Genomic DNA, 25370 nt, shown 5'->3' with positions numbered 1-25370 from the left:
TACTTTCTTTCTGGGATCTTTAGTCTGTTTGGAGAGCTTACTAAATTCAGAGGGCAGCAAAATCATTATCACATCGATGGATATTAGATTTTGATATTAGATCATAAATTTAATCAATTTGGTATTATCCCCTTTAGGGTGGATTGACCGACTGCTGATCCATGAGAAGTTTTGCCTTTTCAACAATCTGTGAACGGCTGATAACTCGTACTCAATGTGAAAAGACTCAGATATATACTGCTGAATATCTTCTAGTGTTAGCCGACCACCTTCCGTGCGGTCTATAGAGTCGAGTACATATGCTTTAAGCTGCTTCAATTGTGCATCATCCAGTTTGCAAGGGCGGCCCGAGCGAGGTAGTTCTTCCAGGCCTTCTAATCCATATTCGAGATAGTCTTTCACCCATTTGTTCACGCTCGTACGACTGACCTTTAAGTATTCAGCAATCTGATAGCGAGATTTACCTTCAAAGAAATGAGCCAACGCGAGCATGCGTACTTTCTTTCTTGGGTCTATAGTCTGCTTGGAGAGCTTAATAAATTCAGTGGGCCGCAAAATCACTATCACTTCGATAGATATTAGGTTTTGACATTAGATCATAAACTTAATCAATTTGGTATTAGGTGATCTCAGCAGTGAATAGCTTAGCTTTTCGACGGCGAATCTTCCGTTACCTGATTGTAGCCTTGTAGGCAATGCGGCAATTTTCCGCCACCATAATATTGGCCTCATTCTTGCTTTTATCTCACTAAGTCAAATTTTTGGAGTCGGGTTATGGCAATTAGTTTTGATAAAGCATTGGGGGTTCATCCCCACACTATGCTGATCCGGTCTCAGCGTGCTGAAATTTTGGCTAGCAATATAGCCAATGCAGATACTCCTGGATACAAAGCTAAGGATATCGACTTTGGTCAGGCTTTTAAAGCGGCAAAATCGGCACAGCTAAGCGGCAATAAGATGGTAAGAACCAATGATAAACACCTCAGTGGTGGGACTCAATTAAATAATGGTATTGAACAATATCGTACGCCAAATCAAGCAGATACTGGTGATGGCAACTCTGTTGATATACAAGTGGAACGAAACTTGTATGTACAAAATGCATTAGAGTACCAAGCTAGTTTGAATTTTTTATCTGGTAAATTTAAAGGGCTGAAGAAAGCCCTTAGTGGTCAAGGTGGGTAATCATGAGTTTATATAATGTTTTTGATATAGCGGGCTCAGGCATGAGCGCTCAGAATGTCCGTCTGAATACGACCGCCAGTAATATTTCCAATGCAAACAGCGTTAGCTCAAGTCAGGATCAGGTTTACCGAGCCAGACACCCAGTGTTTGCTGCTGAATTGAACAAGGCAGCAGCTGCTCATCCTAACACGATGGGATCATCCGTGGGTGTGAAAGTACTGGGGATTGTTGAAAGTGACAAACCACTTCAGGTTGAGTACAACCCAAATCATCCGAGTGCTGACAAAGATGGGTACATCTATAAACCGAATGTGAATGTGGTTGAAGAGATGACAAATATGATCTCTGCATCGCGTTCGTACCAAACGAATGTTCAGGTAGCGGATGCCGCTAAGCAAATGCTTAGCAAAACCTTGCAACTTGGTCAGCGCTAAGTGGGAGTATAGCCAATGAGTAACGACGTCAATTCAGCAACCTCGACCTATGTCGATTCATTGCGTTGGCCAGATAGACAGGTGCCGACAGAAAAGAATGATGAGTTGAAGCAAGAGGATTTCTTTGCGTTATTGACTCAACAATTGTCCTATCAGGATCCGAGCAAGCCTGCGGACAATGATCAGATGATTGCGCAGATGACGAACTTCACAATGGCCGAGGGAATATCGGATCTGAATTCAAAGTTCGAATCATTGGCTGATTCTATGACTTCTAATTCTGCCTTGCAGGCGTCTACCTTGATCGGTAAAAAGGCGTTGCTAGAGTCGGACACGATTGAGCATGGCCCAGACATGCAAGCACGTGGATCAATCATTGTGACGGAGCCGGTGGAAAAACTGACGGTAAGTATCCTCAATGATAAAAACGAGCTTGTCAGAACCATTGATATGAAAGATCAGCAACCCGGCGCGGTGCGATTTGAATGGGATGGCAAAAATAAAGAAGGCGAGATGCTTCCGCCTGGTGATTACACAATCAAGGCTGAAGGCTCAGTAAATGGCAAGTTTACAGCCTTACCTACGGCGACTTTCAGAAACATAGAGAGCGTCAACGTCAATGGTGCTAGCGGCATCGTTATTAATACTAAAGCAGGTGCCGTGCGACTGACTGACGTCGCAGAATTGGCCTAATTAAAAAGATTTAACCTTAATCGCAAGAGGTGAGAGTATGAGTTTCAATATTGCATTAACAGGTTTAGCTGCGGCTCAGAAAGATCTGGATACGACAGCTAACAACATTGCCAACGTAAACACGACAGGCTTTAAGGAATCACGTGCTGAGTTCGCATCCGTCTATGCATCTTCGGTATTCAGCGCTGGTAAAACAAAAAATGGTGATGGTGTGCAAACCACTATGGTTGCACAGCAGTTCCACCAGGGATCTCTGAACTTTACTCAGAATTCGCTGGATCTGGCGATTACGGGTGAGGGCTACTTCGCAATGAGTGAAGAGTTGGGTTCTCAAGACTTTACTTACAGCCGTGCAGGTGCATTTAAGCTCAATAAAGATAATTTTATTGTTGATGCTCAGGGCAACTTCCTGCAAGGTTTCCCTGTTGACCCAAGCACAGGTGATACGACATCGGTCAGCTTGAGTACATCTGCTGCATTACAGATCCCAGATGCATCGGGTTCTCCTCGTGCAACAACAAACGTTTACACCTCATTTAACCTGGATTCAAGAGTGACAGCGCCTACATTGGCGTTTGATCCAACAGTAAGTGCTTCATACAACAGCTCAACGTCTACAACGATTTATGACAGCTTAGGTGAGCCGCATACACTCCAGATGTACTTTGTTAAAGAAGATCCAGCGACAAACCCAAACCAGTGGCAGGTTTATGCAACACTGGGTGGGCAGTTAGTCGGCCCGGCGGGTGACGGCAGTGTAGCTGGTCCAATTACCGAGTTTGAGTTTGATTCTAATGGTAACCCAGCCTCAACCGGTGATCCAGGTGTGCCAGTCTCTGGACCAACTTTTGACCCGTTCAATATCCCAGCGGGTGCAGGCGCGGGTTTGTCAACATTATTGACCAATGGTGCGACCTTCCCGAGCAATATCCAGATGAACTGGCGTGACGAGGCAAATACTAAGCCACCGACACAGTTTGCGAGCCGTTTTGAAGTAAAAGCACTCGAACAGGATGGTGCGACAACGGGTCGACTTGCAGGTATTGATATTGGCTCTGATGGTAAAATTGTCGCTTCTTACAGTAATGGTGACTCTACTTATCTGGGCCAGGTTGCGATGGTTCGTTTCTCAAACTCGCAAGGCTTACAGCAAGTAGGCAACACAGGATGGAAAAAGAGTTTAACATCAGGTGAGCCTATTGCGGGTGAGCCAGGGTCGGGTACGCTGGGAACCATCAACTCCTCAGCACTCGAGCAGTCGAACGTTAACCTGACCAACGAATTGGTTGACCTGATCAGTGCACAGCGAAACTTCCAGGCAAACTCCCGGGCACTGGAAGTGAACTCAACACTTCAGCAGAACATTCTGCAGATCCGATAATCACCTTCATCACCTCTCAAGGCCGCTCAATGCGGCCTTTTCATTTTCTTGACGATCATGTTGGCATTTATATTGCTTATTCAGTATAGATTGAACAATTTTAGGTCGTTCCCATGGATAAAATGCTGTATGTCGCCATGTCTGGTGCCAAACAAAACCTGGTTGGTGTCGGGCTTAAAGCGAACAACCTGGCCAACGCCAATACCACCGGATTTAAGGCAGACTTTGCACAGGCCCGCTCTATGCAGGCTTTTGGTGAAGGGCTTCCTACCCGTGTGTTTGCTATGCAGGAGCGTCCGGGGACCATGATGACGGGCGGGGCTATCACTGAAACGGGACGTGATCTTGATATTGCGGTTGATGAAAAATCCTGGATCAGTGTGGTGGATGCCGCAGGTGAAGAAGCTTATACCAAAGTTGGCACGCTGAATATCACCGCTGATGGTGCATTGGTCACCAGCCATGGTCGTCAAATTATTGGCGAAGGTGGTCCCATCATTTTACCTTTGCCGGTAGAAAAGGTGGTGTTCAGTGACGATGGTTCTATTCAGGTCAGACCCCAGGGAGCGCCTGCCAACTTTTTGGAAGTGGTCGACCGATTAAAGATAATCAGCGCAGACAATAGCAAACTTGAAAAAGGTAATGACGGTTTGTTCAGACCAAAAGAAGAGCTACTGGAAGATGGGGTGTGTGGATTTTGTGAAATTTCCCCTACCGCCAAGGTTATGAGTGGCTATCTGGAAATGTCTAATGTAAACCCAGTTCACGAGATGGTGGACATGGTAAACCTTCAGCGCCAGTTTGAAATGCAGATGAAACTGATGAAAACAGCTGAAGAAATTGATGAGCGACACACTTCGCTCCTGCGTATCGTTTAAGAGAGTGAGGTAAAGATTATGAACCCAGCATTATGGATCAGTAAAACCGGCTTAGATGCCCAGCAGACTGATATATCAGTTATTTCAAATAACCTGGCGAATGCTAGCACGGTTGGCTACAAAAAGAGCCGCGCGATATTTGAAGACTTACTCTATCAGAATATTAACCAACCTGGTGGACGCTCCTCTCAGGATACCGAACTGCCATCAGGTTTGATGCTAGGTGCCGGTGCTAAGGTGGTTGCCAACCAGAAGAACTTTTCGCAAGGCAATATGCTGAGCACAGAGAACTCACTGGACTGGATGGTTCAGGGACCAGGATTCTTTGAAATTCAGATGCCAGACGGCACAATCGCATACACGCGTAATGGCCAGTTCACCACCGATGAAGAAGGTCGTATCGTGACCTCTGGTGCAGGTTTCCCGCTACAGCCGGAAATGAATGTACCGGATAATGCCAATTCCATCACCATCTCTCAGGATGGGGAAGTGTCTGTCAGTATTCAGGGAGAAGCGGCTAATACAGTTATTGGCCAGCTAGTGATTAGCGACTTCATTAATCCGTCTGGCCTTGAGCCGATTGGCCAAAACCTTTACACCGAAACGGCGGTTAGTGGTGCGCCAGTACAAGGCAACCCAGGCGTTGAAGGTCTTGGATCAATTGTGCAGGGGGCACTGGAAACATCTAACGTTAACGTAACTGAAGAACTGGTCAATCTGATAGAAACACAGCGAGTTTACGAAATGAACTCTAAAGTGATCAAGTCGGTCGATGAGATGCTTAGTTACATTAATCAACAGCTTTAATTGATTGGGGGTAGTATGGACAAGTTAACTACACTTGGCCTGATAGCGGCAGGCTGTATAGCATTGAGTGGTTGTACAACAACGCAGAATAAAGATGTTAAGCGGGACGATCCTTACTACGCCCCCATGTATCCAGAAGCTGAAGCGGCGCCAGTTGTACCAACAGGTTCACTGTTCAATGCTTATGCCAACGATCTGTACTCGGATAAAAAGGCGCTTCGCACCGGAGATATCATCACGGTGGTATTGCGAGAATCAACTCAGGCGTCAAAAGCCGCGAACTCCAAGCTGGATAAAGACAGCGAAGTTGATATCGATCCTATATTGGGATTAGGGGGCGCAGCGGTTAACTGGGGAAGCAAAAGTATTCAGTTGGATGCTGGCTCAAACTCGTCCTTTCAAGGTGACGCGCAGGCCAACCAGTCAAATAGTCTGATAGGTAATATTTCTGTCAATGTGATGCGGGTTTTACCCAATGGTAACTTAGTGATCCGAGGTGAAAAGTGGCTAACTCTGAATACAGGTGAGGAATTTATCCGCCTTGAGGGCCTGGTCAGGCCGCAAGATGTCAATGCTGATAATACGGTAGAGTCAAATCGCATCGCCAACGCGCGTATTCAATATTCAGGTAAAGGCGATACCCAGGAAGTACAAAGTGCTGGCTGGCTGACTAAGTTCTTCATGAGCGCCATCATGCCATTTTGAGGTAAAAGACGATGAGATTATTCAACATGCTTGTTCTGGCCGTGTCACTTGTTACAAGCCAGTTTGTACATGCAGAGCGGATCAAAGATGTGACTATGGTTGAGGGCGTACGTTCAAACCAGTTGGTTGGCTATGGTCTGGTCGTGGGTCTGCCGGGAACAGGTGAACAAACGCGCTTTACCGAACAAAGCTTTAAAGGCATGCTGAATAGCTTTGGTATTACCATGCCTGCCAACCTCAAGCCAAAAATTAAAAATGTCGCGGCGGTCGCCGTCCATGCTGAGTTACCGGCGTTTGTAAAGCCTGGTCAAACAATTGACGTTACCGTGTCCTCCATAGGTAGTGCAGGGAGTTTGCGCGGCGGAACGCTGTTACAGACTTTTCTTAAAGGGGTTGATGGTAATGTCTATGCCATTGCTCAGGGCAGTATGATTGTAGGAGGCCTGGGTGCAGAGGGGTTAGACGGGAGCCGCGTGGTCATCAATACGCCAACGGTAGGGCGAATTCCAAATGGCGGCACCGTTGAGCGTGCAGTCAGGAGTCCGTTTACGCAGGGCGACCACATCACTTTTAATCTAAACCGTCCAGATTTCACTACGGCGAAACGTCTGGCGGACACCATTAATGATCTGGTTGGCCCGCAAAGTGCGCAGGCTATGGATGCGGCATCTGTACGTGTTATAGCACCGCGCGATCCATCACAACGTGTTGCTTATTTATCGACCCTGGAGAATTTAGAGTTCACCCCGGCAGATACTTCCGCCAAGATTATCGTTAACTCGCGTACCGGTACTATCGTCATTGGTAAAGAAGTGAAACTGCAGCCAGCGGCCATCACTCATGGCGGTTTGACCGTGACCATTGCAGAGCAGGTGAACGTATCTCAGCCACAGCCTTTGTCTGAGGGAGAAACGGTTGTTACGCGTCAAAGCATTGTCGATGTTGACCAAGATGATTCTCGTGCCTTCGTATTTGACCCTGGTTCAAGCCTGGATGATTTGGTGCGAGCTATCAACGCAGTCGGCGCCGCGCCTGGCGATTTGATGGCGATACTGGAAGCGCTAAAAGAAGCTGGCGCGATACATGGTCAATTAGTCGTCATTTAACGCTTCTTTTATAATCAAATAGTTAGCCCCGTTTTACGGGGCTTTTTTATTGGCTCAATAATTGCATTGTAATTGGTTATGTATATTGATGTGATTTTGAGCAATGAATACTGATCCGACTCGCAACCAAAGTTTCTATGACTTAACCGATTTGAACTCGTTAAGACAGGACGCACTGAAAAGTACCGGAGATGCCGATGCCTCTGAGGAAGCGTTGCGCAAAGCGGCTCAGCAATTCGAATCTATTTTCACGCAAATGATGTTGTCCAGTATGCGTAAGGCGAATGAAGTGCTGGAAGACAAAGATAGCCCATTCAACTCGAGCAGCGTCAAATTCTATCGTGATATGCATGATCAACAGATGTCTATGCAGCTTTCGAGCGAGGGCAGTCTGGGTCTTGCTGATCTTATTGTGCAGCAATTGTCACCGAATCGCGACGGGTACATGCCTGGTTCGGTGCTGCGTACCGGCGCAGAGTTACAGAGTGACCGAATAGCTAATGGTGAAGCTAATAAACCAATTCAGGATAAGCCAACTGAGGTCCGGGAAAAGGCGGACGGTGAAGTGCGCTTTGATGATCCTGAGTCTTTCGTTAGCCAGTTGTGGGACTATGCCAAATCTGCGGCAGAGAAGATTGGGCTTAATCCAGCGGTTATGGTTGCGCAAGCGGCACTGGAAACCGGGTGGGGTAAACACATTATCGCGCGCCAGGATGGAGAAAGCAGCTTCAACCTTTTTAACATCAAAGCAGATAAGCGGTGGCAGGGTGACAGCGCCAGTAAAATGACACTGGAGTTTGAACAAGGTTTGCCGGTGAAAAAACAAGCTAACTTCAGAGCCTATGATTCGCTCAAAGATAGCATCAATGATTATGTCGATTTCCTGCAGTCAAATCCCAGGTATCAGGACGCCTTGAATAAGACAGACAATCCGGAGCAATATCTGGATGCACTGCAACAGGCCGGATACGCAACAGATCCAAATTATGCAGAGAAAATTAAACGTGTGTTGGGCAGAGGAGAGTTTCAGTCCATGTTGTCAGCGTCAGTGCATCAGGGAGTAAATTAAGATGTCCTTTAATCTTATGAATATTGGTACGTCGGGAGTCAGAGCCAGCTCTGAGCTGCTCCAGACCACCAGTAAAAATATCGCAAACCTGAATACCAAAGGCTACGTTCGCGAGCGGACAGAGCATACTACCATGATTAACAATCAGGTAGGCCGTGGTGAAACGGTACGTTTGCTCAATGAGTTTGCCCAGAAACAGCTCAATCGAGATTTATCGAGTCAGGCTTACTATGAGCAGTTTGTGACCGAAGCCACTCGGGTTGATACCTTGTTTGGTGAAGAATCAAATAATCTGAATCAAAGTATTAACTCCCTGTTCAACAATATGCAGGAGGCGATGAACTTACCCTCCTCAACGGTTGCGCGCTCCCTGTTTTTGACTGATGCCCAGAACTTGATCGATCAGATGGATCGATTATCCGGTATTGTGTTTGATCAGAGCAACATCGTTAACGAACAATTGTCTATCTACTCTGATGAAGCCAACAATCTCATTCAGAAGATCAGCGATATGAATGGTCAGGTTGCTGCACTGAATGGTAATAACAGTGATGGCAGTGGCAGCTCTTTGCTTAACCAACGCGATCAGGCCATCAGAGATTTAGCCGAGCTGGTGGACATAGAGACCTTAGATGGAGCCAATGGTGAGAAATTGGTTTTTCTGGGTTCAGGACAGTCTCTGGTGATGGAGAATGGCAGCTTTAGTCTTTTTTCGATGGATGGCGACCCCGATCCCAATCATAAAACACTGACTCTTGACGTCAAAGATGGTTCAGCCGTCGCACTTGAAGTAGATCACACTACGCTGAGGGGGAAAATCGGCGGGCTGATGGCTTTTCGCGATGACATTCTGGTACCCGCTCAGACTCAACTGGGCCAAATTGGACTATCACTGGCGGATGCCTTTAATCAGCAAAACCAATTGGGGATGGACTTAGACGGTAATATAGGTGGGAATATATTTGAGCTACCGACTGTCGGTGGGTATCCCTATGCCAGCAACACCAGTACGGCACAGTTAACGGCAACTGTTGAACCAGGTAAAGGTCGCGAGGTACCCTCTTCCGACTTCAGAGTAACGTACACGGCTGCAAATACGGTTGAGATAGCTGCGGTTGATAGTAAGGGAAATGTGCTTGGAACACCTGTCACCGCCACAGTCAATGCCGGGGTAATTGATTCGAATTCGGTAGCGGCGGGCGTTGACATGTTTGGTTTGCAGATGAACCTGACAGGCACCGCTAATGTTGGGGATAGCTTTTTAGTTAAACTCAACTCCGGTACTGCTGGTAATCTGCAGCTGGCAACAGACCGTCCTGAAAGTCTTGCACTGGCCTCTCCCATTCGTACAGAGACCGCGGCAAATAATGTCAGTAATGCCACTATTTCAGTGGGTTCTGTAACCAACACGGACCCCGCGACCAGTAACTTTACAGCGGCACCACCGAGTCTTACCAATGGCACCATTACGTTAACTAAGACGGCAAATGCCAACGAATATCAGATTGTGGATGGCAATGGTACTAATACCTTTACCATTACACCGCCAGCTGAAAACATCCTTGCACAGGCAGGCGGTGCGTATGCCAGCTATGGTTTCGATTTCAATATAGAGGGAACACCTGCGACAGGTGATACCTACACTATTGAGTTCAATACGGGCGGTTTCGATGATAACCGGAATGGTCTGGAGTTGAGCAAATTACAAAGCGCGGAATTGGTTAGACAAAATGTAGTCACCACTGCAACAGCAGACAACTTGAAGACGTTCAATGAAGCCTATGCCGGTCTGGTGACAGAAATTGGGGTTGTGGCTAATCAGGCCAAAACCAATGGTGCAGCATATGAAGCGCTGGCTGCTCAGTCAGAAGCCTGGTACGAGTCTATGGCAGGCGTAAACCTGGATGAAGAGGCGGCCAATTTGCTACGTTTCCAACAATCTTACTCAGCGGCTGCGCAAGTACTTAGCGCGGCAAGAACTGTGTTTGACACCTTATTAAGTGCGGCGAGGTAATTATGCGTTTATCTCAAAATATGATGTATCAGAACAATTTGAACTCGATACTCGACAATCAGCAGGAAGTAAATAAAGCGATGCAGCAGGTTAATACCCAAAAGCGCGTATTGACTGCGTCCGATGATCCATCTGCGATGGCACGGGCTTTATTATATACAGATAGGATCCAGACCAATGAACAGTACACAAAAAACCTGACCATGCTCAAAGGTCGGTTGGATACTCAAGAGGGTGTACTGGACAATATCAAAGATTCGTTAACGCGGGCTTTAACCCTGACGGTTCAGGCCGGTAATGGTTCTCTGGTAGATGTAGACCGGGCATCACTATCAGAGGAGCTTAGTGCAATACAAACGGCAGTGCACGACCTGATGAATGCCAAAACCGAAGATGGTCGGTACATATTTTCCGGTTATCAGGACAACACCGAAGCTTACTCGTACAACAGCACGCAGCAACGCTATCAGTATAATGGCGACCAGGGTCAGCATAAGATCAAGGTTGCAGAAGGGGTTGAGATTAAGTCCAGTGATAACGGGTTTGACGTGTTTGAAAGTGTAAATACGCGCCTGAATGTAGCTTCCAATACCGCAACTGTGTCAGGCAGCGTGGTGAGCTCTGATGTCTATGTGACCAAACAAGGTCCTTTTGATGAGTTTCACAAAGCGAATTACAATCCTGACCCGACAGCGCCTGCTGGCTCGAATACCTTCAGTCTGGTACTGACTGCAGGCACACCTAATACCTACACTTTGCAGCAAGGCGCGACAGTATTGGCTACCGGAAGCTATGAGGAAAATCACATTGAAGTGGCGGGAATGGAGTTTAGCTTTACCGGCAATGCTCCTGCGCAGATTGATTTTGATCTGGAAGCGCCAGAAAAAGACAATGTACTTAACATGCTGGATGATTTGGTCGCAGCACTGAATGACACTACACTCAGTGAAAAAGACTACCGTCAGGTACTGGCCGATTCCATGATAGGAATAGATAACGCCAAAAATCGGGTTTCGCAGACACAGTCGGGTTTAGGTGGCAGGCTCAATACAGCAACACGTATCACTGATGCCAACGCAGACTTAGATATTAATAACAAGATTGCAAAAGCCGAGCTGGTTGAATTGGATATGGCAGAAGCCATCACCGATTTGACTAAGCACGAAACCGCTTTGCAGGCATCTCAGGCTACCTTTGGCCGGCTTTCCAACCTGTCTTTACTTGACTATATCAGGTAGTCCTACATTTTAGCGGCTTTTGAGGTGTACCTCGGCCGCTTACATTTCTTTCCGTTTTTTACCAGTTTACATTCTAACCCTATAACTTATATGCCTTTTACTATTCAGTTTCAGATTTGTTCGTAGAATAAAAGGCGGCAATTTATTTCCCACTTTGAACAACTTTAATAAGTTAATTCCATTTAAAATCAAAAGCTTGATAATTTTTTATAAATTTCTCTAAAGTATTTTTTCTGCCGTCCGATAACTTAAGTAACCAAGCCGGAGAGTGAAAACAAACCTTGAAGGCTAAGAGAGTAAGTTTTAGAAGTTTGAGAGTGGGCACTTACAGAGTAAGCACTCGAAGAGTAAGCACTCAGATTACAGTGGGAGAATCACCATGGCACTTTATGTAAATACTAACGTAAGTTCATTGAATGCTCAAAGACAATTAAACAATTCAGGCAACTCGCTTGATGTTTCCTTCAAGCGTTTATCATCGGGCTTCCGTATCAACAGCGCTGCTGACGATGCAGCAGGTCTACAAATTTCAGACCGTTTGACCTCACAAATCAACGGTTTAAACCAAGGTAACCGTAACGCGAACGACGGTATCTCGCTGGCTCAGACAGCTGAAGGCGCGATGGACGAAGTTACCTCAATGTTCCAGCGTATTCGTACTCTGGCACAGCAAGCGTCAAACGGTTCTAATACAGATGAAGACCGTTTAGCAATTCAGGAAGAAATCCGCTCACTTTCTTCAGAAGTGAACCGGGTAGCAGCAGATACAACCTTCGGTGGTCAAAACCTGCTTGACGGTACTTATTCTGCAAACTTCCAGGTGGGTGCTGATGCAGTACAAACCATCGGTTTCAGCATGCAAAATGTTGCCGGTACTACCAATGATATGCAGGCAAATGGCGGTTTTACGCTTTCAGGTATCGCAGGTATCGCCAGTGGCGTAACAGGTGTTGCTCTGAGTACGACGACAGAAACCATCAGTACAAATATCGGTACTGAAGCAGATGCGAAGGTTTTCTCTAACGTATTCACTGAATCAGGTATTTCAGTATCATCTCAGGCAAACGCACAGGCAGTATTGGCTGGTATGGATAACCTGATTGCAGTAGTTGACAAGAAACGTGCAGAGCTAGGTGCGGTACAAAACCGCTTCCAGTCTACGATTCGTAACCAGTCGAATATTTCTGAGAACCTGTCAGCTGCGAAATCACGTATCAAAGATACTGACTTCGCTCAGGAAACTGCAAGCTTAACTAAAATGCAGATCCTGCAACAGGCGAGCCAGACAATCCTGAGTCAGGCTAACCAGCGTCCACAGGCTGCACTAAGTCTACTGGGATAAGATAGGTAGGAAAACAGGTGCCCGGACTTGATGGGGTATTAGCCAGGGCACCTAATTGGATGATAAAGCGGAGGAGCTTAAATCCAATTTAGTTCATCAAAACAATGAACACGTTAATATTAGCACTTTCCGTGCCAATATTATGAAAAAATATTGACACCCACTCTCAAACTTCAAAAAAGAGGCTCTCAGGCCTCTTTTTCTTTTATTTGGCTATGCAGGCAAGTTTTAGACAGACCTTGTTGCACGCCTTACTGGTATTTCGCTAGCCGTTACAACAGAACCGGTACTGATCAGTATAGTTCACAGTACGATGTAGCGAGTCGAAGATGCTATTTTACGCATTGTCAAAATTTCTTGGCACACACCTTGCTTTATTCACTCCAGAAGAAATTAAGTTTGTACAAGCGGCATTGGATTGCCCCTTCACTGAGCCCCGGCCAGTGAAAACAATTGCCTCCTTGTACACCAATGAACAGCTCAATGCTGAGCATTTGTATAGAGAGAGTGAATCATGGCTTTATTTGTAAATACCAATGTCAGTTCCATTAATGCGCAACGACAACTACAAAACTCCGGTGTTGAGCTGGATACGTCCTTCAAACGCTTGTCTTCAGGTTTACGGATCAACAGTGCGGCAGATGATGCTGCCGGTCTGCAAATCTCGGACCGACTACAATCGCAGATCTTAGGTTTGAACCAGGGTAACCGGAATGCCAATGACGGTATTTCTCTTGCTCAGACTGCTGAAGGTGCAATGGACGAGATTACCTCTATGTTCCAGCGCATCCGGACTTTGTCGCAGCAAGCCGCTAACGGTTCGAACACCGATGAAGACCGGCTGGCAATTCAGGAAGAAATTCGCCAGTTGGCAGCCGAAGTAAACCGGGTTGCCAGCGATACCACGTTTGGTGGTCAAAACTTATTGGATGGCTCTTATTCAGCTAACTTCCAGGTGGGTGCAGATGCTGTCCAGACCATCGGCTTTAGTATGCAGTATGTGGGTGCCACGACCAACTCTATGGCTGATAATGGTGGTTTCACGCTTTCAGGTGTGGCAGGGGTTGCCAGTGGGGTATCGGGTGCAGCGCTGAGTGCGACAACAGCAACCATCAGTACAAATATCGGTACTGAAGCAGATGCCAAAGTGTTCTCTAACGTATTCACTGCCGCAGGCATTTCTGTGTCGTCACAGGCCAATGCGCAGGCGGTTATGGCGGGGATGGATGCACTGATTGCGGTTGTCGATAAAAAACGTGCTGAACTGGGTGCGGTACAAAACCGATTCCAGTCGACGATTCGAAATCAGGCGAATGTCTCAGAAAACCTTTCAGCAGCAAAATCTCGGATCAAAGATGCAGACTTTGCGATGGAAACAGCTAAACTGACTAAAAACCAGATCTTGCAACAGGCTAGCCAGACCATTCTTGGCCAGGCAAATCAGCGTCCACAGGCCGCACTGAGTCTGCTACAGGGTTAATAACACAAAAAAATTAAAATAATTTGCAAATAAGGCTAAAGCTTTCGCTTTATCAGTCGATAGCGGATTTAGAGAACTATAAATCTAGGACTCTAAATCATCGCTGCTGGCAGGGTAGGGGTATCCCGTCTCAGCGAGTTATATTGATAAAGCGGAGGCTATTATGGCTTTATATGTAAACACCAATGTGAGTTCACTGAACGCACAGCGGCAATTGAATAAATCCTCAGGTGCGTTAGATACATCTTTCCAACGCCTATCATCGGGTTTGCGCATTAACAGTGCAAAAGACGATGCTGCAGGTATGCAAATCACCAACCGTCTGAACGGTCAGATCAACGGTCTGAATCAAGGTATCCGAAACGCAAATGATGGTATCTCATTGGCGCAAACTGCTGAAGGTGCGCTGGACGAAACCACTCAAATGTTTCAACGGATCAGAACGCTTGCACAACAGGCGTCTAACGGTTCAAACACCGATGAAGACAGACTGGCACTGCAAGAAGAAATTCGCTCACTTTCTGAGGAAGTAAACCGAGTTGCAGCTGACACCACCTTTGGTGGTCAGAACCTGCTTGATGGTACTTATGACGCAAACTTCCAGGTAGGTGCGGATGCGGTACAAACCATCGGCTTCAGTATGCAAAACGTTGCCGCCACAACCAACGACCTGCAAGCGAACGGTGGCTTCACGCTGTCTGGTATTGCTGGTATCGCCAGTGGGGTAACCGGGGTTGCACTGAGTACCACCACAGAAACCATCAGTACAACGATAGGTACAGAAGCTGACGCGAAAGTGTTCTCAAACGTATTCACTGAAGCGGGTATATCAGTTTCTTCGCAGGCCAATGCGCAAGCGGTACTTGCCGGTATGGATCAGCTAATAGCTGTTGTGGACAAAAAACGTGCGGAGCTGGGTGCGGTACAAAACCGGTTCCAGTCAACCATTCGTAACCAGTCAAACGTTGCGGAAAACCTGACAGCTGCGCGTTCTCGTATTCAGGACACTGACTTTGCGGCCGAAACAGCCAGTTTGACTAAGATGCAGATCCTGCAACAGGCAAGTAGTTCAATCCTGAGTCAGGCTAATCAGCGTCCTCAGGTCGCCCTGTCGCTCTTAGGCTAATAATAGTGTGACGTCAAGTTTGCATGAGAAATCGCGAAACTTGGCGTATACTTACAATTAGACTAGAGATTGGAGGTGTATTGTGAAAGAGATTCAGGCAACATTAGGGCTTGGCTCAAATAATGCGGTGCTCACTCCTGGTCAAATTAAGCCTGAGGAAAACGCAGAGACGCTGCGGGCTGTAGAGAAGTTGACCAAGTTGGTTGACAGCCCTGCAGTTCGTGCTCAGGACAAGCAAAAGGAAGAAGCTGACCCTGATGCAGAGGAGAAATTGTTCGCCCAGGTTAAATCTGATCTGGCAAAGCTAAATGACTTTATACCGGTCACAGCAACCAATTTGTCGTTTGAGTTTGATGATAAAGGTAATCCGCCTTTCATCAGAGTCATTGACAAAGGAAGTGACGAAGTGATCCGTGAGATCCCCTCAGAGGAATTTCGCGAAGTTGCTAAGGCTTTGGAAGAATTTGCCGATAAAGTATCAGGAAAAGGTTTGCTGTTTGACAGGACAGCATAAATGAAAGTGAATTGGAGGTAGCAAATGCCACTTATAACGTCTGCAGGCGTCGGCTCAGGCCTGGATTTGGAGAGTATTATTAAAGCATCCGTTGATGCCGAAAATATTCCTAAAATGCAGGCCTTCGTCAAGAAAGAAGAGTCTTTGAAAGTAGAGCTCTCTGCCTTGGGCGAGGTTAAGTCTGCTATCTCCAAACTCAACGATACAGTTAAAAAGCTGGCTGATCCTGATAACTTCGGTAAAAGGGTTGCCAACATTACACAGCCTACATCTGGCGACATCATTAGTGTGACACCTACGTCAGATATTTCAGTTGGTAATTTTGATATTGCCGTCAAACAATTGGCACAGGGGAGCCGAGCTGTCTCTGCTGATGGTGCCTATACATCAATTGATGACGTCGTTAGCGCCACTGGAGGGACGTTAACATTTGGCGCTGGCGCAGATAATAGCTTCACATTAGATGTAACAGCTGGCATGACGCTCGGTGAATTGCGAGATGCAATCAATGCGTCCGATACAAACTTTGGTGTGACAGCCAACATAGTAAACACCGGTACTGCAGCAGGGTCTAAGTTGATACTGACATCGAATGTCAGTGGTTCAGGTAACGACCTGACCGTAACTAATGACAATGCAGAGCTTGATAAAGTCTCGATTGGTACAACTGGTGGAATGACCATTGCTACAGACGATGCTGCACGTAACGCAATCATTACTGTGGATGGCTTAGAAATACAAAGCGATACCAATACCTTTAAAGATGCAGTGCAGGATATGACCATCAAGGCGTTGGCGAAAAGCGCAGGAAACGACACCGATGGCTATGATACGGCAAGCTTGAATGTTGACTATGACAGAGAGTCAGTTAACACACTCATTGATGAGTTTATCGCTAATTATAACAACCTTGTTGGAAATATCGGTTTTCAGACTCGAATTGGCAAACCGTTGAATGGCGATTCATCGATGCGTACTCTGAGTGACCAGCTCATCACTACACTGTCAACGACACTGACCGATGCAGGTCCATTTGAAACCATCTTTGATATTGGTTTGGGAGTGGATAATGACGGCTATCTTGAAAAATCATCTCTGGTTCGTAGCCTGAATGATGCAATGGACAGTAACTACGATGATATTGGCACAGCGTTTGCAGGAGAGAATGGAGTCGCGAAACAACTTGAGACTTTGCTTGATAACTATGCAAGTTCGAGTGGTTTGATTAAAGATCGTGAAGATGGCCTGAATGGCCAGATCAGTGATTTAGAAGACGATGTTGAAAATCATGAATTTCGAATGGCGTCTTTGGAAGAACGGTTGAGAAAGCAGTATGCTGGGCTAGATGTATTGATTGCTCAGATGCAGCAAACCCAGTCTTATCTTGGGGCTCAGCTCGCGAATTTACCAGGGTTCACCAAGTCTACGTAAGGAGCCATTATGTATAACGCAAGAGTTAAAAATTACCAAAAAGAAGCACTGAAAACCCGAGTGGCAGGTGCGGATCGTTACGAAATTATCCAAATGCTAATGGCTGGCGCAGTCGAAAAGATGGTACTTGCAAAAGTATCTATTGAGAAACGTCACCTGGAAGCAAAGGCAGAGCATATCTCAAAAGCCTCTGCAATTTTGGAAGCGCTTCGTGGTTGTCTGGATTTCGAAGTTGGTGGTGAAGTGACCGAGAATCTGTATGCATTGTATTCTTACATGATCGATAGGTTACTGGACGCCAGCATTCAAAATGATCCGGCGATCGTCGACGAAGTATCAAACCTGTTAAAGGAAATCAAGTCAGCCTGGGATGCAATTCCTGTTGACGTGCGTCAGCAGACATTGACTGCCAATGGCGCTGACGCCAATGTCGGTTGATTTTGCGCCAATAGAAGCAACCCTGGATAAGCTAGATGTTGCCTGTCAGGCTGGTGAACTGGAAGAGGCGCAACGTCTCTTCAAGCAAGCAGATGCGCAGATCCGCGCCACATTGACCCGAGAGGTGCTGGCAGACTCTGAACAGTGTCAGCGCTCTGCTGCTAACATCTACCACCATATCCAAGAATTAACCACCCAATTACAGCTAAACAGATCGTCAGTGGCAAAAGAACTGTCGCAGTTTGTTGGCAATCAAAAAAAGATCAAAGCGTATAAAAATACTTAATACGACATTGGCTGAAGTATGAACAAAGATTCCATTTCACAACAATTAGAATCTCTCAGCGACCAGCTTGCTGAGAGTGTCGCTCATCAAGCCCGAGAAGAGCAATTTGCCAAAGAAGCAAACGAACGTTTTAGTAAAAACCTGAAGTGCTTTGAGCAATACTACCCAGATATCGCAAAAGCAATCAATGCACACCAAGTGCGAGACGATTTCTGTTTGCATGTGACAACATCCGGGCATGGCAATTTTGTGCCTAAAAACGGCTCTGCGCCAATATACTCCCAGTCACCCATAGAGCAAACGCAAGGGCAGGTTGATAAGCAGCTCAATAACCCGGTTATGAGCCTGACAGACTATACGGGCTATGGTCAAAACCAGGAAGATGAACGCTTACACGTTAAGTATATGACTCAACTGACCAATCTGATGGTTGATGTCCGTGAGCAAAATAAAGAAAAATTGCACAAGATCCCAGAGAGCTTTCCCAGTGCCATTATCTTTGGGATAGGGCTGGGCTATCACATCCCATTGTTACTCGAACGTACTCAGTTTGATTATATCTTTTTAATTGAACCCGATTTCGAACAGTTTTTCGCAAGCCTTTTTTGTACTGACTGGCATCAGGTGATTGCAGATATTGATGAACAAGGTGGTTGTCTGTTTTTTCACCTGGGGGTTGATCACGCATCTTTTATCCAGGATATTGAAAAGGTGGCGGAAGATGTTGGGGCGTTTGCGCTGGTACGTAGTTTTTGTTATCAACATACGCCAGGTAAAGAGCTAAACACACTGATCCAGCAATGGGTTAAAGACTATTTCCGCTTCCAGTTTGGGCATGGTTTCTATAATGATGCTGTGACCGGTCTGGCCCACGGCATCCATCATATTCGCAATAAAGCCGCCTGGTTGACTAACTCTGCGAAGCATCTCAACAAAGAGACACCGATATTTATTATTGGCAATGGGCCGTCGTTAGATGAGGCGGAAGCCTTTATTAAGCGCAACCACCACAAGGCAATAGTCATTGCTGCTGGGACTTCTATTGCGACCCTGTATAAAAAAGGGATCTCGGTTGATTTTCATGTACTCGTTGAAAGACCTTACTCGAACTACAAAATATTTGGGGAAATAGTACCGCCAGAGGTATATCAGAATACCAATTTAATTGGCTTAAGCACACTTTACCCTGATACGAACCACAGATATAAATGGTCCGGTATTGCAGCCAAAGGGGCAGAGGCGGGGACTTCTCTGCTGGATATCCTGGCATTGCAACACCTTTCTCAAACACTCCCCAAAATACCTTACTGTAACCCTGTAGTGGCCAACGCAGCGATGTCGTTTGCTTTATATCTGGGTTTTCGCAACGTGTATTTATTTGGTGTGGATAATGGTAAGGCCCCCGGTGGTGCTCATCACAGTAAAGACAGCATCTACCGCGACCGGAATGAAGATACAGATGACGAGGGACATTGTCATGTGCCAATCGAAGGTCATACGCTGCCAGCTAATTTTGGCGGTCATGTTTTGTCGAACGATTTGTTTATGGTTGCGCACTCTCAGTTAGAGAAGCTACTTCGCTACTATGATGTTAATTCCTGTCTGAATGTTGGCAATGGCGCCAAGCTTGAGAAGGCGATGGGAGTCGAAGCTGAAGATTTGCTGGATATTGAAGAACAATATGATATCGAGTCGATAGTTGAGCAGATTAAAGCGGAGTGTTTTAGCACATTCCCTCTTGACGACGTCAGTGATGAGTCTATTGCGCTCGATGGGCTAAAAGAGCTCACGGAGCATATCTGTCAGATAGCTTCTGAGCCGGTAGCAAACCGACGTGAAGCTGCAGATCAGCTGAGACGACAGGCACGTTATCTGTATGCATACAGAGACTCTAAATGGGGACACTTGTTTCATGTGATAAGAGGGTCATTGCTCTATTACCATTGTCCGCTGATAACGCTCTTGTATACGTACGAAGATGAAGCGTTTTGCGTCGAACAATACCGCCGTTTAAATGATTTATGGATGAGCTATATCAAAGAAATATATACACATTTTTGTGATCATTACACAGAAAAGTGTGACCTGGGACGGGAGTAATTAGCGGTGCAATATCAAGAAACAGAAGCGTTTTATAGTACCCTTTATGATGAGCTGTTTCCCATCCTGAGATCGATAACAGGCCCTGGGTTGAGACAAAGTTATGATATTTTTGGTCGTTACCTGCCTCTGGAGCGGTTGTCGATCCCCTCGGGCACAGCTTTATTTGACTGGCAGGTTCCAAAGGAGTGGCACTGTGATGAGGCCTATCTGTTAGGGCCAGATGGTGAACGTGTGGCGGATATGCACAGACTTAACCTTGAAGTCGTCAATTACTCTGAGCCTGTGGACATCACTCTGTCTCTGGAGGAGTTACAAGCTCACTTGTACAGTTTACCTGAGCTGCCGGAAGCGGTGCCCTATGTGACCAGTTATTATAAAAAACGCTGGGGGTTTTGTCTCAGTCAGTCACGCCGCGAGCAGCTTAAGCCAGGTCGGTACCGTGCGGTGATCAGAAGTCGCTTTGTCGATGGACATCTGGATCTAGCACAAACGGTACTTCAAGGACAGTCTGAGCAGGAGGTGTTGCTCAGCTCCTATTTGTGTCATCCCTCAATGGCCAACAATGAACTCAGTGGTCCGCTAGTTTTACTGGGCTTGTATCACAGGATAAAGCAGTGGCCAAATCGTCGCTATACGTACCGATTTATGTTGCACCCTGAAACCATAGGGAGCCTGGGTGTGTTGCATCTGATGCAGGACCATTTTCGCCAAAACTTGGTGTCAGGATTGGTATTGAACTGCTTGGGAGGAGACCCTCAGGAGCTGGTATTTAAACACAGCCGCAATGACAATGGGCTACTAGACAAACTCTTGTATCACCTGAGTGAGCAAGGTCATGGTCATAGCAACATTCCATTTAGTCCGCTCAGTGGTTCTGATGAGCGTCAGTACAATGCGCCGGGATTCCAGTTCCCCGTATGTTGTGTAAGCCGCAGTTTTCATACCGGCTACAAGGAATATCATACATCACTGGATAACAAAGACTATATGGGTATCAAACCACTACTGGACAGCATTGATAAGCTCGAAAAAATCTTTTTGGCATTTGAACAAAGCGCGCGGTTTGAAAATACCCATCCTTATGGTGAACCTAACCTGGGTAATCGAGGCTTGTATCCGACGCTGAGTTTTTTCAGTGAAGAGCGGACCCGTCAGCTCGACGAGCTCAACCACATTAAGATGTTACTGTGTTACAGCGATGGCCAGCATGACACCATCGACATTGCAGACAAGTACAATCAATCTGTCACGGAATTTGCAGGTGCAATTATGAAGCTGGAGGCACATGGATTGTTGAAAATGTTGTCACCAGAGGAACAGTTGGAGACGTAGTTATGGCAAATAATCAGGCGGTTGTTGTTGGCGGTGGTATTTGTGGCATGGTTGCGGCTTTGCTCTTAAAGCAACGCTTTACTGATGTGGTGCTGATCGAGCAAGCCGATACGGTTGGTGGCTTGTTTTGCTCCGTCAAAGACAGTTCAGGTGCTGCTTATGATATGGGCTCACATATTCCCAACGCCACCGGTGTGGCAGAATTAGACGAGATATTATTCGCTGATGCGGATACAAGCAGTTGGCATAAAATTGCCAGGCTATGCTCAGGCAATTACTTCGGTGGCAGCTGGGACTTGAACAGTCCGTTTCCGGACGCGTCTAAGTTACCACAAGATATCTATCAGCAAGGATGTGGTGAGTTGATCAACCTCGCCAGCTTACCAGAATCAAACTTGATTTATGAATATTGCGCCAACTCTCTGGGGATTGTTTTCACCGAGAGTATAGTCGTGCCAATATTACGCAAGTTATATGGTCAGGATGCGCCGCTGAAATCATTGACTATGGCTGCGGGATTATTTGGTTTTACCCGTATTCTGGCATTGCCCGCTGATGTAACAGCGACTCTCAAGCAGCTACCTGCCTTTGATGCCAAGCTTGGTTATCAGCGGGAAGCCGATTTTCAGCAGCGTAAAGCACAGGATAATCTCGGTGAGGTGACTTACTACTACCCAACGACGGGAGAGGGCATTGGCTACTGGGTCGCTCAACTGCAAAAACGCGTTGAGCGCGTGGGTGTTGAAATTGTCACCTCTGAACGTGTGGCAAACATTGCGCATCATGATAAAAAGGTGACCAGCCTGGTTTTGGCCAACAGCGGGCGTGTGCTTGACTGCGATTTTCTTTTCTGGAGTGCTCCGCCTTTTATTGCCTTAGCCGCGATGGGCCTGACGCCAGCCAGAGGCCAGGTAACCTTACGCACAGCGCTTATTTTTCATCTCAACTTTGACAGGCCTTTGCTTGATAAGCAGTCCCACTATCTCTGGGTCTGGGATCCGAGCAGTGCGATTTTCCGTCTAACCTTGTATCCAAATTTAACCGGGCAATGTAATCATAATCACTTATCCGCTGAGATTTTGTGCAGTCCCGATGAGATTAACTCCTTTACACAGTCGGAGATCATAGAGCAGCTTGTGTCGATGGGGATAGTTGACCCACTGGCAAAGTGTGTCAGTGGAGAGACTCAGGTAATTAATAACACGTTTCCGGTTCCTACCACAGAGTTTCAGGCCGTTAATCAGCAAAACTACGAGACATTGTCAAACTGTGTTGACAACGTCATCGTATCAGGCCGGTTCAGCGGAAAGTGCTGGCGTCAGGCTGAGGTGTTGATCGAAGCCTACGAGTCGATTATGCAGGCAACCGACGCGAGTTAAGCGTCGGCCCTTGCCAGTCGAACATGAAAATATGGCTCTACATTGCCGCCAAAGCTCAGTTTGAACCAGCCTCTCTGAGGGCTGTTGATCCCCTCTAAATCTAATCGTGATACGCCTTTTTGTGCGAGTAAAGGGAAAGCCTGCCATAGCACTGCAGTACCAGTATGGCTGTCACGCATATCCGGGTGGTTTGCGCCGTAAAAGTAATAAGCCGTGTCCTGATGCATCAAGTAGGTCGCAAAACTGCCGACTTCCTGATCGCGAGTTTGTGCCTGATACATGCAAAGCAGCCCCTGCTGTGCCAGGCTTTTGACTCTTGATGCAAGCGTATCCAATTGCGCTGTACTAATTTCAATTCCCTGGCGTGCCATGGTCATTCCGTAGTACTTTGCAAACAACGCGAAGTCTTGCGACTCTCTGAGGGTAACCTCTTTTTTAATACCGTAGCGGATCTCCTGACGTCTCGACACCGAGCTGTTGTTATAGTTGTCAGAGCATTCCAGAGTATCCAGTGGTGCGGCAAACTCGTCCAGCTCAAGTATGGAAGTATAGCGCGGGTTTACGGCAAACTTGGGTCCATCGTTATGATAATTGACCCACAAAAAAGCACGAATATCCTTAATGGCGGGGTGTAACTTGAGTTGCACTTGAGTGTAATGCTCAGCGAGATACTCAGCAATATATTCTTGTGCAGCGAATAACTCGGAATGGCCTTGGGCACGATTAAGATGATTGGTATTGCGATGCACTATGCCATCATGGATCACATCATGGTGGCCGATAACCTGTGCTTCGCTATCATCTACGATAAGTAGCACCGCGGCAATTCTCTCTTTGCCTTTACAACAGTAATAGGCGTGATATTTCACACTCAGTTGGGCAATAAACTGGCTATGAACAAACGGGCTGCCATGGGGAGATGTAGCAATGAAGCTGTCCCAATTCGGGTCCAGCTCACAGCGTTCAAGACTAAACTTATTCTTCATAAGCGGTTTTTTTCAGCACCATACTCCACGCCGCATGGACGCTATCACTGCCATATTCACTAGACTGAGCATGACTGAGTGAAACTATTTCAAATTTCGATACCAGCTGGTGGATAAGGTCAGCATCAAAAAAGTTAACATTACCGACACCTGCAAACGGGCCCCAGGTGTAGCCGGTTTTGGTGTATTTATCGACTGACTCTGGCGCTTTGTTATAGTCAGAATGTTCAGTGCTAAACCAGTCTGTGATTAGGATTACACCGCCGGGTTTAAGTTGAGTGTACGCCTGATCCAGATAGCGCTGAATGCTACTGGCCGGGTTGTGCACGGACGCGCCCCGGTCGACGATTAAGTCGAATTGTGCCTCAAAGGGCCAGGGCTGAGTAAAGTCGCCCACATATAAGTTTTCGGCAATATCAGTGAATCGTTTTTTCAGTTCACCGATAATGAAGTCACTCCCATCAATGCCATAGACATTTGGACAATAACTCAAGAAAAAGGGGAAATTCGCGCCCGCGCCACAGCCCACTTCCAGTATGGTAAACGACGGGTCGCCGTCGCGCAGACGGGTATTGCGTAGTGCACCACTGACGACTTCGCTCCACGGCCACACGGACATGTGTTGATTGTTGCGGTACAGTTGATCCCAGTTTTGACAAAATGACATATATAAATCCTTCGAAGTAACTATGCTGTTGTTAAGCAAGGTTTGAGCCAGCGTGACTGGTATGATGAACCGCGCTTTTGGCCATAATTTGTGCCCGTGCGTAGCTGTCTGGCGTTCCAATATCGATGTAATGATCATCGACCAGCCAGCCTTGTAATTTGCCAATCATACCAGGCACAACATCCAGACTAAGCTCATAGGGGCGCTGTGCTTCCAGGTGCGAGAAGTAGCGTTCATAGACCTCAGGCGAAAAGATAAAAAGCGCACCACTGGCAAGGTTACCAGGTGGGTTTTCGACCTTTTCGTGAAACTCCTGTATAACCTGATTGGCGTCTAATTTAACTATACCGCAGCTACGTGGCGCCGGGGTTTCGAACAAAAGTAAAGTGGCATCGGTCTGCGTCTGGCGTTGGTTATGAGCCTCAAGCATGCTCTCTAATGAGCTTTGACAGTAGTTGTCAGCATGTATCACCATACATGTTTCGTCTTGCCAGAATGTATGGTTTTTCACCAATGTGCCAGCAGTGCCTAATAATTGGGGCTCATAGCGCAAAGTAATTTTATCCCTGTAAGGGCTATTGGCTACTAATGCCTCAACCTGTTCAGCGAAATAATGTGTATTGATAAGAATGGCTTCTACCCCGAGGTGTACCAGCTTTTCGATCCACAGACTAAGTAAGGGTTGCCCGTTGATAGGGACCAGGCATTTCGGGATATTGTCTGTGATGGGACGTAATCGAGTTCCGAGCCCGGCTGCGAGTAAAATTGCTTTCATT

At 46.6% G+C, this 25370-nt stretch carries 25 protein-coding genes; 21 read left to right on the top strand and 4 right to left on the bottom strand.

Annotated elements, in window-relative coordinates:
* Positions 1-96: 96 nt before the first annotated feature.
* Entirely contained in the window at positions 97-561 is a 465-nt protein-coding gene (locus tag NH568_RS16910; protein WP_349288017.1) for a helix-turn-helix domain-containing protein, read from the bottom strand.
* A 213-nt stretch (positions 562-774) separates the two neighbouring features.
* Between NH568_RS16910 and flgB the strand changes: the two genes are divergently transcribed.
* The 21 genes from flgB to NH568_RS16805 all read left to right on the top strand — a co-directional run bounded on the left by flgB (position 775) and on the right by NH568_RS16805 (position 22941).
* Entirely contained in the window at positions 775-1185 is a 411-nt protein-coding gene (flgB, locus tag NH568_RS16905) for a flagellar basal body rod protein FlgB (protein ID WP_253049061.1), read from the top strand.
* A 2-nt stretch (positions 1186-1187) separates the two neighbouring features.
* Positions 1188-1619 (top strand): flagellar basal body rod protein FlgC, encoded by a 432-nt coding sequence (gene flgC / locus NH568_RS16900; protein ID WP_253049058.1) that lies wholly within the window; start codon positions 1188-1190, stop codon positions 1617-1619.
* A 15-nt stretch (positions 1620-1634) separates the two neighbouring features.
* On the top strand, positions 1635-2312 hold the full coding sequence (locus NH568_RS16895) for a flagellar hook assembly protein FlgD (RefSeq protein ID WP_253049055.1): 678 nt from the start codon (positions 1635-1637) through the stop codon (positions 2310-2312).
* Positions 2313-2349: 37 nt separating this feature from the next.
* On the top strand, positions 2350-3693 hold the full coding sequence (gene flgE / locus NH568_RS16890) for a flagellar hook protein FlgE (protein ID WP_138546201.1): 1344 nt from the start codon (positions 2350-2352) through the stop codon (positions 3691-3693).
* A 113-nt stretch (positions 3694-3806) separates the two neighbouring features.
* Entirely contained in the window at positions 3807-4571 is a 765-nt protein-coding gene (locus tag NH568_RS16885) for a flagellar basal body rod protein FlgF (RefSeq protein WP_138546202.1), read from the top strand.
* 18 nt (positions 4572-4589) lie between these two features.
* Complete coding sequence (gene flgG / locus NH568_RS16880) at positions 4590-5378, top strand: flagellar basal-body rod protein FlgG (protein WP_138546203.1); 789 nt, start codon at positions 4590-4592, stop codon at positions 5376-5378.
* 15 nt (positions 5379-5393) lie between these two features.
* Positions 5394-6083, top strand: coding sequence for a flagellar basal body L-ring protein FlgH (flgH, locus tag NH568_RS16875; RefSeq protein ID WP_253049052.1), 690 nt, complete (start codon positions 5394-5396; stop codon positions 6081-6083).
* Between the two features lie 11 nt (positions 6084-6094).
* On the top strand, positions 6095-7189 hold the full coding sequence (locus NH568_RS16870; RefSeq protein ID WP_138546205.1) for a flagellar basal body P-ring protein FlgI: 1095 nt from the start codon (positions 6095-6097) through the stop codon (positions 7187-7189).
* Positions 7190-7292: 103 nt separating this feature from the next.
* Entirely contained in the window at positions 7293-8258 is a 966-nt protein-coding gene (gene flgJ / locus NH568_RS16865; protein ID WP_253049049.1) for a flagellar assembly peptidoglycan hydrolase FlgJ, read from the top strand.
* A gap of 1 nt (position 8259) precedes the next feature.
* Positions 8260-10272 (top strand): flagellar hook-associated protein FlgK, encoded by a 2013-nt coding sequence (gene flgK, locus NH568_RS16860; protein WP_253049046.1) that lies wholly within the window; start codon positions 8260-8262, stop codon positions 10270-10272.
* Positions 10273-10274: 2 nt separating this feature from the next.
* On the top strand, positions 10275-11510 hold the full coding sequence (flgL, locus tag NH568_RS16855; RefSeq protein ID WP_253049043.1) for a flagellar hook-associated protein FlgL: 1236 nt from the start codon (positions 10275-10277) through the stop codon (positions 11508-11510).
* Positions 11511-11889: 379 nt separating this feature from the next.
* Positions 11890-12852, top strand: coding sequence for a flagellin (locus tag NH568_RS16850; protein ID WP_253049040.1), 963 nt, complete (start codon positions 11890-11892; stop codon positions 12850-12852).
* Between the two features lie 514 nt (positions 12853-13366).
* Positions 13367-14332, top strand: a complete 966-nt coding sequence (locus tag NH568_RS16845) for a flagellin (RefSeq protein ID WP_046003947.1) — start codon at positions 13367-13369, stop codon at positions 14330-14332.
* A gap of 163 nt (positions 14333-14495) precedes the next feature.
* Positions 14496-15458 (top strand): flagellin, encoded by a 963-nt coding sequence (locus NH568_RS16840; protein WP_046003946.1) that lies wholly within the window; start codon positions 14496-14498, stop codon positions 15456-15458.
* 82 nt (positions 15459-15540) lie between these two features.
* Complete coding sequence (locus NH568_RS16835) at positions 15541-15972, top strand: flagellar protein FlaG (RefSeq protein WP_253049038.1); 432 nt, start codon at positions 15541-15543, stop codon at positions 15970-15972.
* 24 nt (positions 15973-15996) lie between these two features.
* Positions 15997-17403, top strand: coding sequence for a flagellar filament capping protein FliD (gene fliD, locus NH568_RS16830; RefSeq protein ID WP_253049035.1), 1407 nt, complete (start codon positions 15997-15999; stop codon positions 17401-17403).
* Between the two features lie 9 nt (positions 17404-17412).
* Entirely contained in the window at positions 17413-17841 is a 429-nt protein-coding gene (gene fliS / locus NH568_RS16825; protein WP_054015578.1) for a flagellar export chaperone FliS, read from the top strand.
* Positions 17831-18127 carry a hypothetical protein gene (locus NH568_RS16820; protein WP_253049030.1) on the top strand — a complete coding sequence of 99 codons (297 nt, stop codon included), beginning with the start codon at positions 17831-17833 and terminating at the stop codon, positions 18125-18127. Before fliS ends, NH568_RS16820 begins: the two co-directional genes overlap by 11 nt.
* An 18-nt stretch (positions 18128-18145) precedes the next feature.
* Positions 18146-20227 carry a 6-hydroxymethylpterin diphosphokinase MptE-like protein gene (locus tag NH568_RS16815; protein ID WP_253049028.1) on the top strand — a complete coding sequence of 694 codons (2082 nt, stop codon included), beginning with the start codon at positions 18146-18148 and terminating at the stop codon, positions 20225-20227.
* A 6-nt stretch (positions 20228-20233) separates the two neighbouring features.
* On the top strand, positions 20234-21562 hold the full coding sequence (locus NH568_RS16810; RefSeq protein WP_253049025.1) for a DUF4910 domain-containing protein: 1329 nt from the start codon (positions 20234-20236) through the stop codon (positions 21560-21562).
* A gap of 2 nt (positions 21563-21564) precedes the next feature.
* The gene (locus tag NH568_RS16805) at positions 21565-22941 is read left to right on the top strand and encodes an FAD-dependent oxidoreductase (RefSeq protein ID WP_253049022.1); all 1377 of its coding nucleotides are present in this window, start codon (positions 21565-21567) and stop codon (positions 22939-22941) included.
* On the opposite strand, the gene NH568_RS16800 is transcribed toward NH568_RS16805, so the two are convergent.
* From NH568_RS16800 to NH568_RS16790, 3 genes are read right to left on the bottom strand one after another with little or no spacing between them, the layout of a single operon-like run.
* The gene (locus tag NH568_RS16800) at positions 22938-23927 is read right to left on the bottom strand and encodes a GNAT family N-acetyltransferase (protein ID WP_253049018.1); all 990 of its coding nucleotides are present in this window, start codon (positions 23925-23927) and stop codon (positions 22938-22940) included. The two genes, NH568_RS16805 and NH568_RS16800, sit on opposite strands and share 4 nt — an antisense overlap.
* The gene (locus NH568_RS16795; protein ID WP_253049015.1) at positions 23917-24594 is read right to left on the bottom strand and encodes a class I SAM-dependent methyltransferase; all 678 of its coding nucleotides are present in this window, start codon (positions 24592-24594) and stop codon (positions 23917-23919) included. Before NH568_RS16795 ends, NH568_RS16800 begins: the two co-directional genes overlap by 11 nt.
* Before the next feature lie 31 nt (positions 24595-24625).
* Entirely contained in the window at positions 24626-25369 is a 744-nt protein-coding gene (locus NH568_RS16790; RefSeq protein ID WP_253049012.1) for a nucleotidyltransferase family protein, read from the bottom strand.
* Position 25370: the final 1 nt, after the last annotated feature.

This window comes from Pseudoalteromonas sp. XMcav2-N, assembly GCF_024124545.1.
GTDB lineage: Bacteria > Pseudomonadota > Gammaproteobacteria > Enterobacterales > Alteromonadaceae > Pseudoalteromonas.
Note: the sequence above shows the minus strand (reverse complement) of the source record. Positions and strands in the feature narration are given on the sequence as shown.

What these genes read in the sequence shown, in the direction of transcription:
- flgC (WP_253049058.1), top strand. Translation starts at nt 1,188, where the DNA reads ATGAGTTTATATAATGTTTTTGATATAGCGGGCTCAGGCATGAGCGCT.
- NH568_RS16795 (WP_253049015.1), bottom strand. Translation starts at nt 24,594, where the DNA reads ATGTCATTTTGTCAAAACTGGGATCAACTGTACCGCAACAATCAACAC.
- NH568_RS16870 (WP_138546205.1), top strand. Translation starts at nt 6,095, where the DNA reads ATGAGATTATTCAACATGCTTGTTCTGGCCGTGTCACTTGTTACAAGC.
- NH568_RS16845 (WP_046003947.1), top strand. Translation starts at nt 13,367, where the DNA reads ATGGCTTTATTTGTAAATACCAATGTCAGTTCCATTAATGCGCAACGA.
- flgG (WP_138546203.1), top strand. Translation starts at nt 4,590, where the DNA reads ATGAACCCAGCATTATGGATCAGTAAAACCGGCTTAGATGCCCAGCAG.
- NH568_RS16800 (WP_253049018.1), bottom strand. Translation starts at nt 23,927, where the DNA reads ATGAAGAATAAGTTTAGTCTTGAACGCTGTGAGCTGGACCCGAATTGG.
- NH568_RS16840 (WP_046003946.1), top strand. Translation starts at nt 14,496, where the DNA reads ATGGCTTTATATGTAAACACCAATGTGAGTTCACTGAACGCACAGCGG.
- NH568_RS16805 (WP_253049022.1), top strand. Translation starts at nt 21,565, where the DNA reads ATGGCAAATAATCAGGCGGTTGTTGTTGGCGGTGGTATTTGTGGCATG.
- flgB (WP_253049061.1), top strand. Translation starts at nt 775, where the DNA reads ATGGCAATTAGTTTTGATAAAGCATTGGGGGTTCATCCCCACACTATG.
- fliD (WP_253049035.1), top strand. Translation starts at nt 15,997, where the DNA reads ATGCCACTTATAACGTCTGCAGGCGTCGGCTCAGGCCTGGATTTGGAG.
- flgH (WP_253049052.1), top strand. Translation starts at nt 5,394, where the DNA reads ATGGACAAGTTAACTACACTTGGCCTGATAGCGGCAGGCTGTATAGCA.
- flgJ (WP_253049049.1), top strand. Translation starts at nt 7,293, where the DNA reads ATGAATACTGATCCGACTCGCAACCAAAGTTTCTATGACTTAACCGAT.
- NH568_RS16895 (WP_253049055.1), top strand. Translation starts at nt 1,635, where the DNA reads ATGAGTAACGACGTCAATTCAGCAACCTCGACCTATGTCGATTCATTG.
- flgL (WP_253049043.1), top strand. Translation starts at nt 10,275, where the DNA reads ATGCGTTTATCTCAAAATATGATGTATCAGAACAATTTGAACTCGATA.
- NH568_RS16815 (WP_253049028.1), top strand. Translation starts at nt 18,146, where the DNA reads ATGAACAAAGATTCCATTTCACAACAATTAGAATCTCTCAGCGACCAG.
- NH568_RS16885 (WP_138546202.1), top strand. Translation starts at nt 3,807, where the DNA reads ATGGATAAAATGCTGTATGTCGCCATGTCTGGTGCCAAACAAAACCTG.
- NH568_RS16790 (WP_253049012.1), bottom strand. Translation starts at nt 25,369, where the DNA reads ATGAAAGCAATTTTACTCGCAGCCGGGCTCGGAACTCGATTACGTCCC.
- flgE (WP_138546201.1), top strand. Translation starts at nt 2,350, where the DNA reads ATGAGTTTCAATATTGCATTAACAGGTTTAGCTGCGGCTCAGAAAGAT.
- NH568_RS16820 (WP_253049030.1), top strand. Translation starts at nt 17,831, where the DNA reads ATGTCGGTTGATTTTGCGCCAATAGAAGCAACCCTGGATAAGCTAGAT.
- flgK (WP_253049046.1), top strand. Translation starts at nt 8,260, where the DNA reads ATGTCCTTTAATCTTATGAATATTGGTACGTCGGGAGTCAGAGCCAGC.
- fliS (WP_054015578.1), top strand. Translation starts at nt 17,413, where the DNA reads ATGTATAACGCAAGAGTTAAAAATTACCAAAAAGAAGCACTGAAAACC.
- NH568_RS16850 (WP_253049040.1), top strand. Translation starts at nt 11,890, where the DNA reads ATGGCACTTTATGTAAATACTAACGTAAGTTCATTGAATGCTCAAAGA.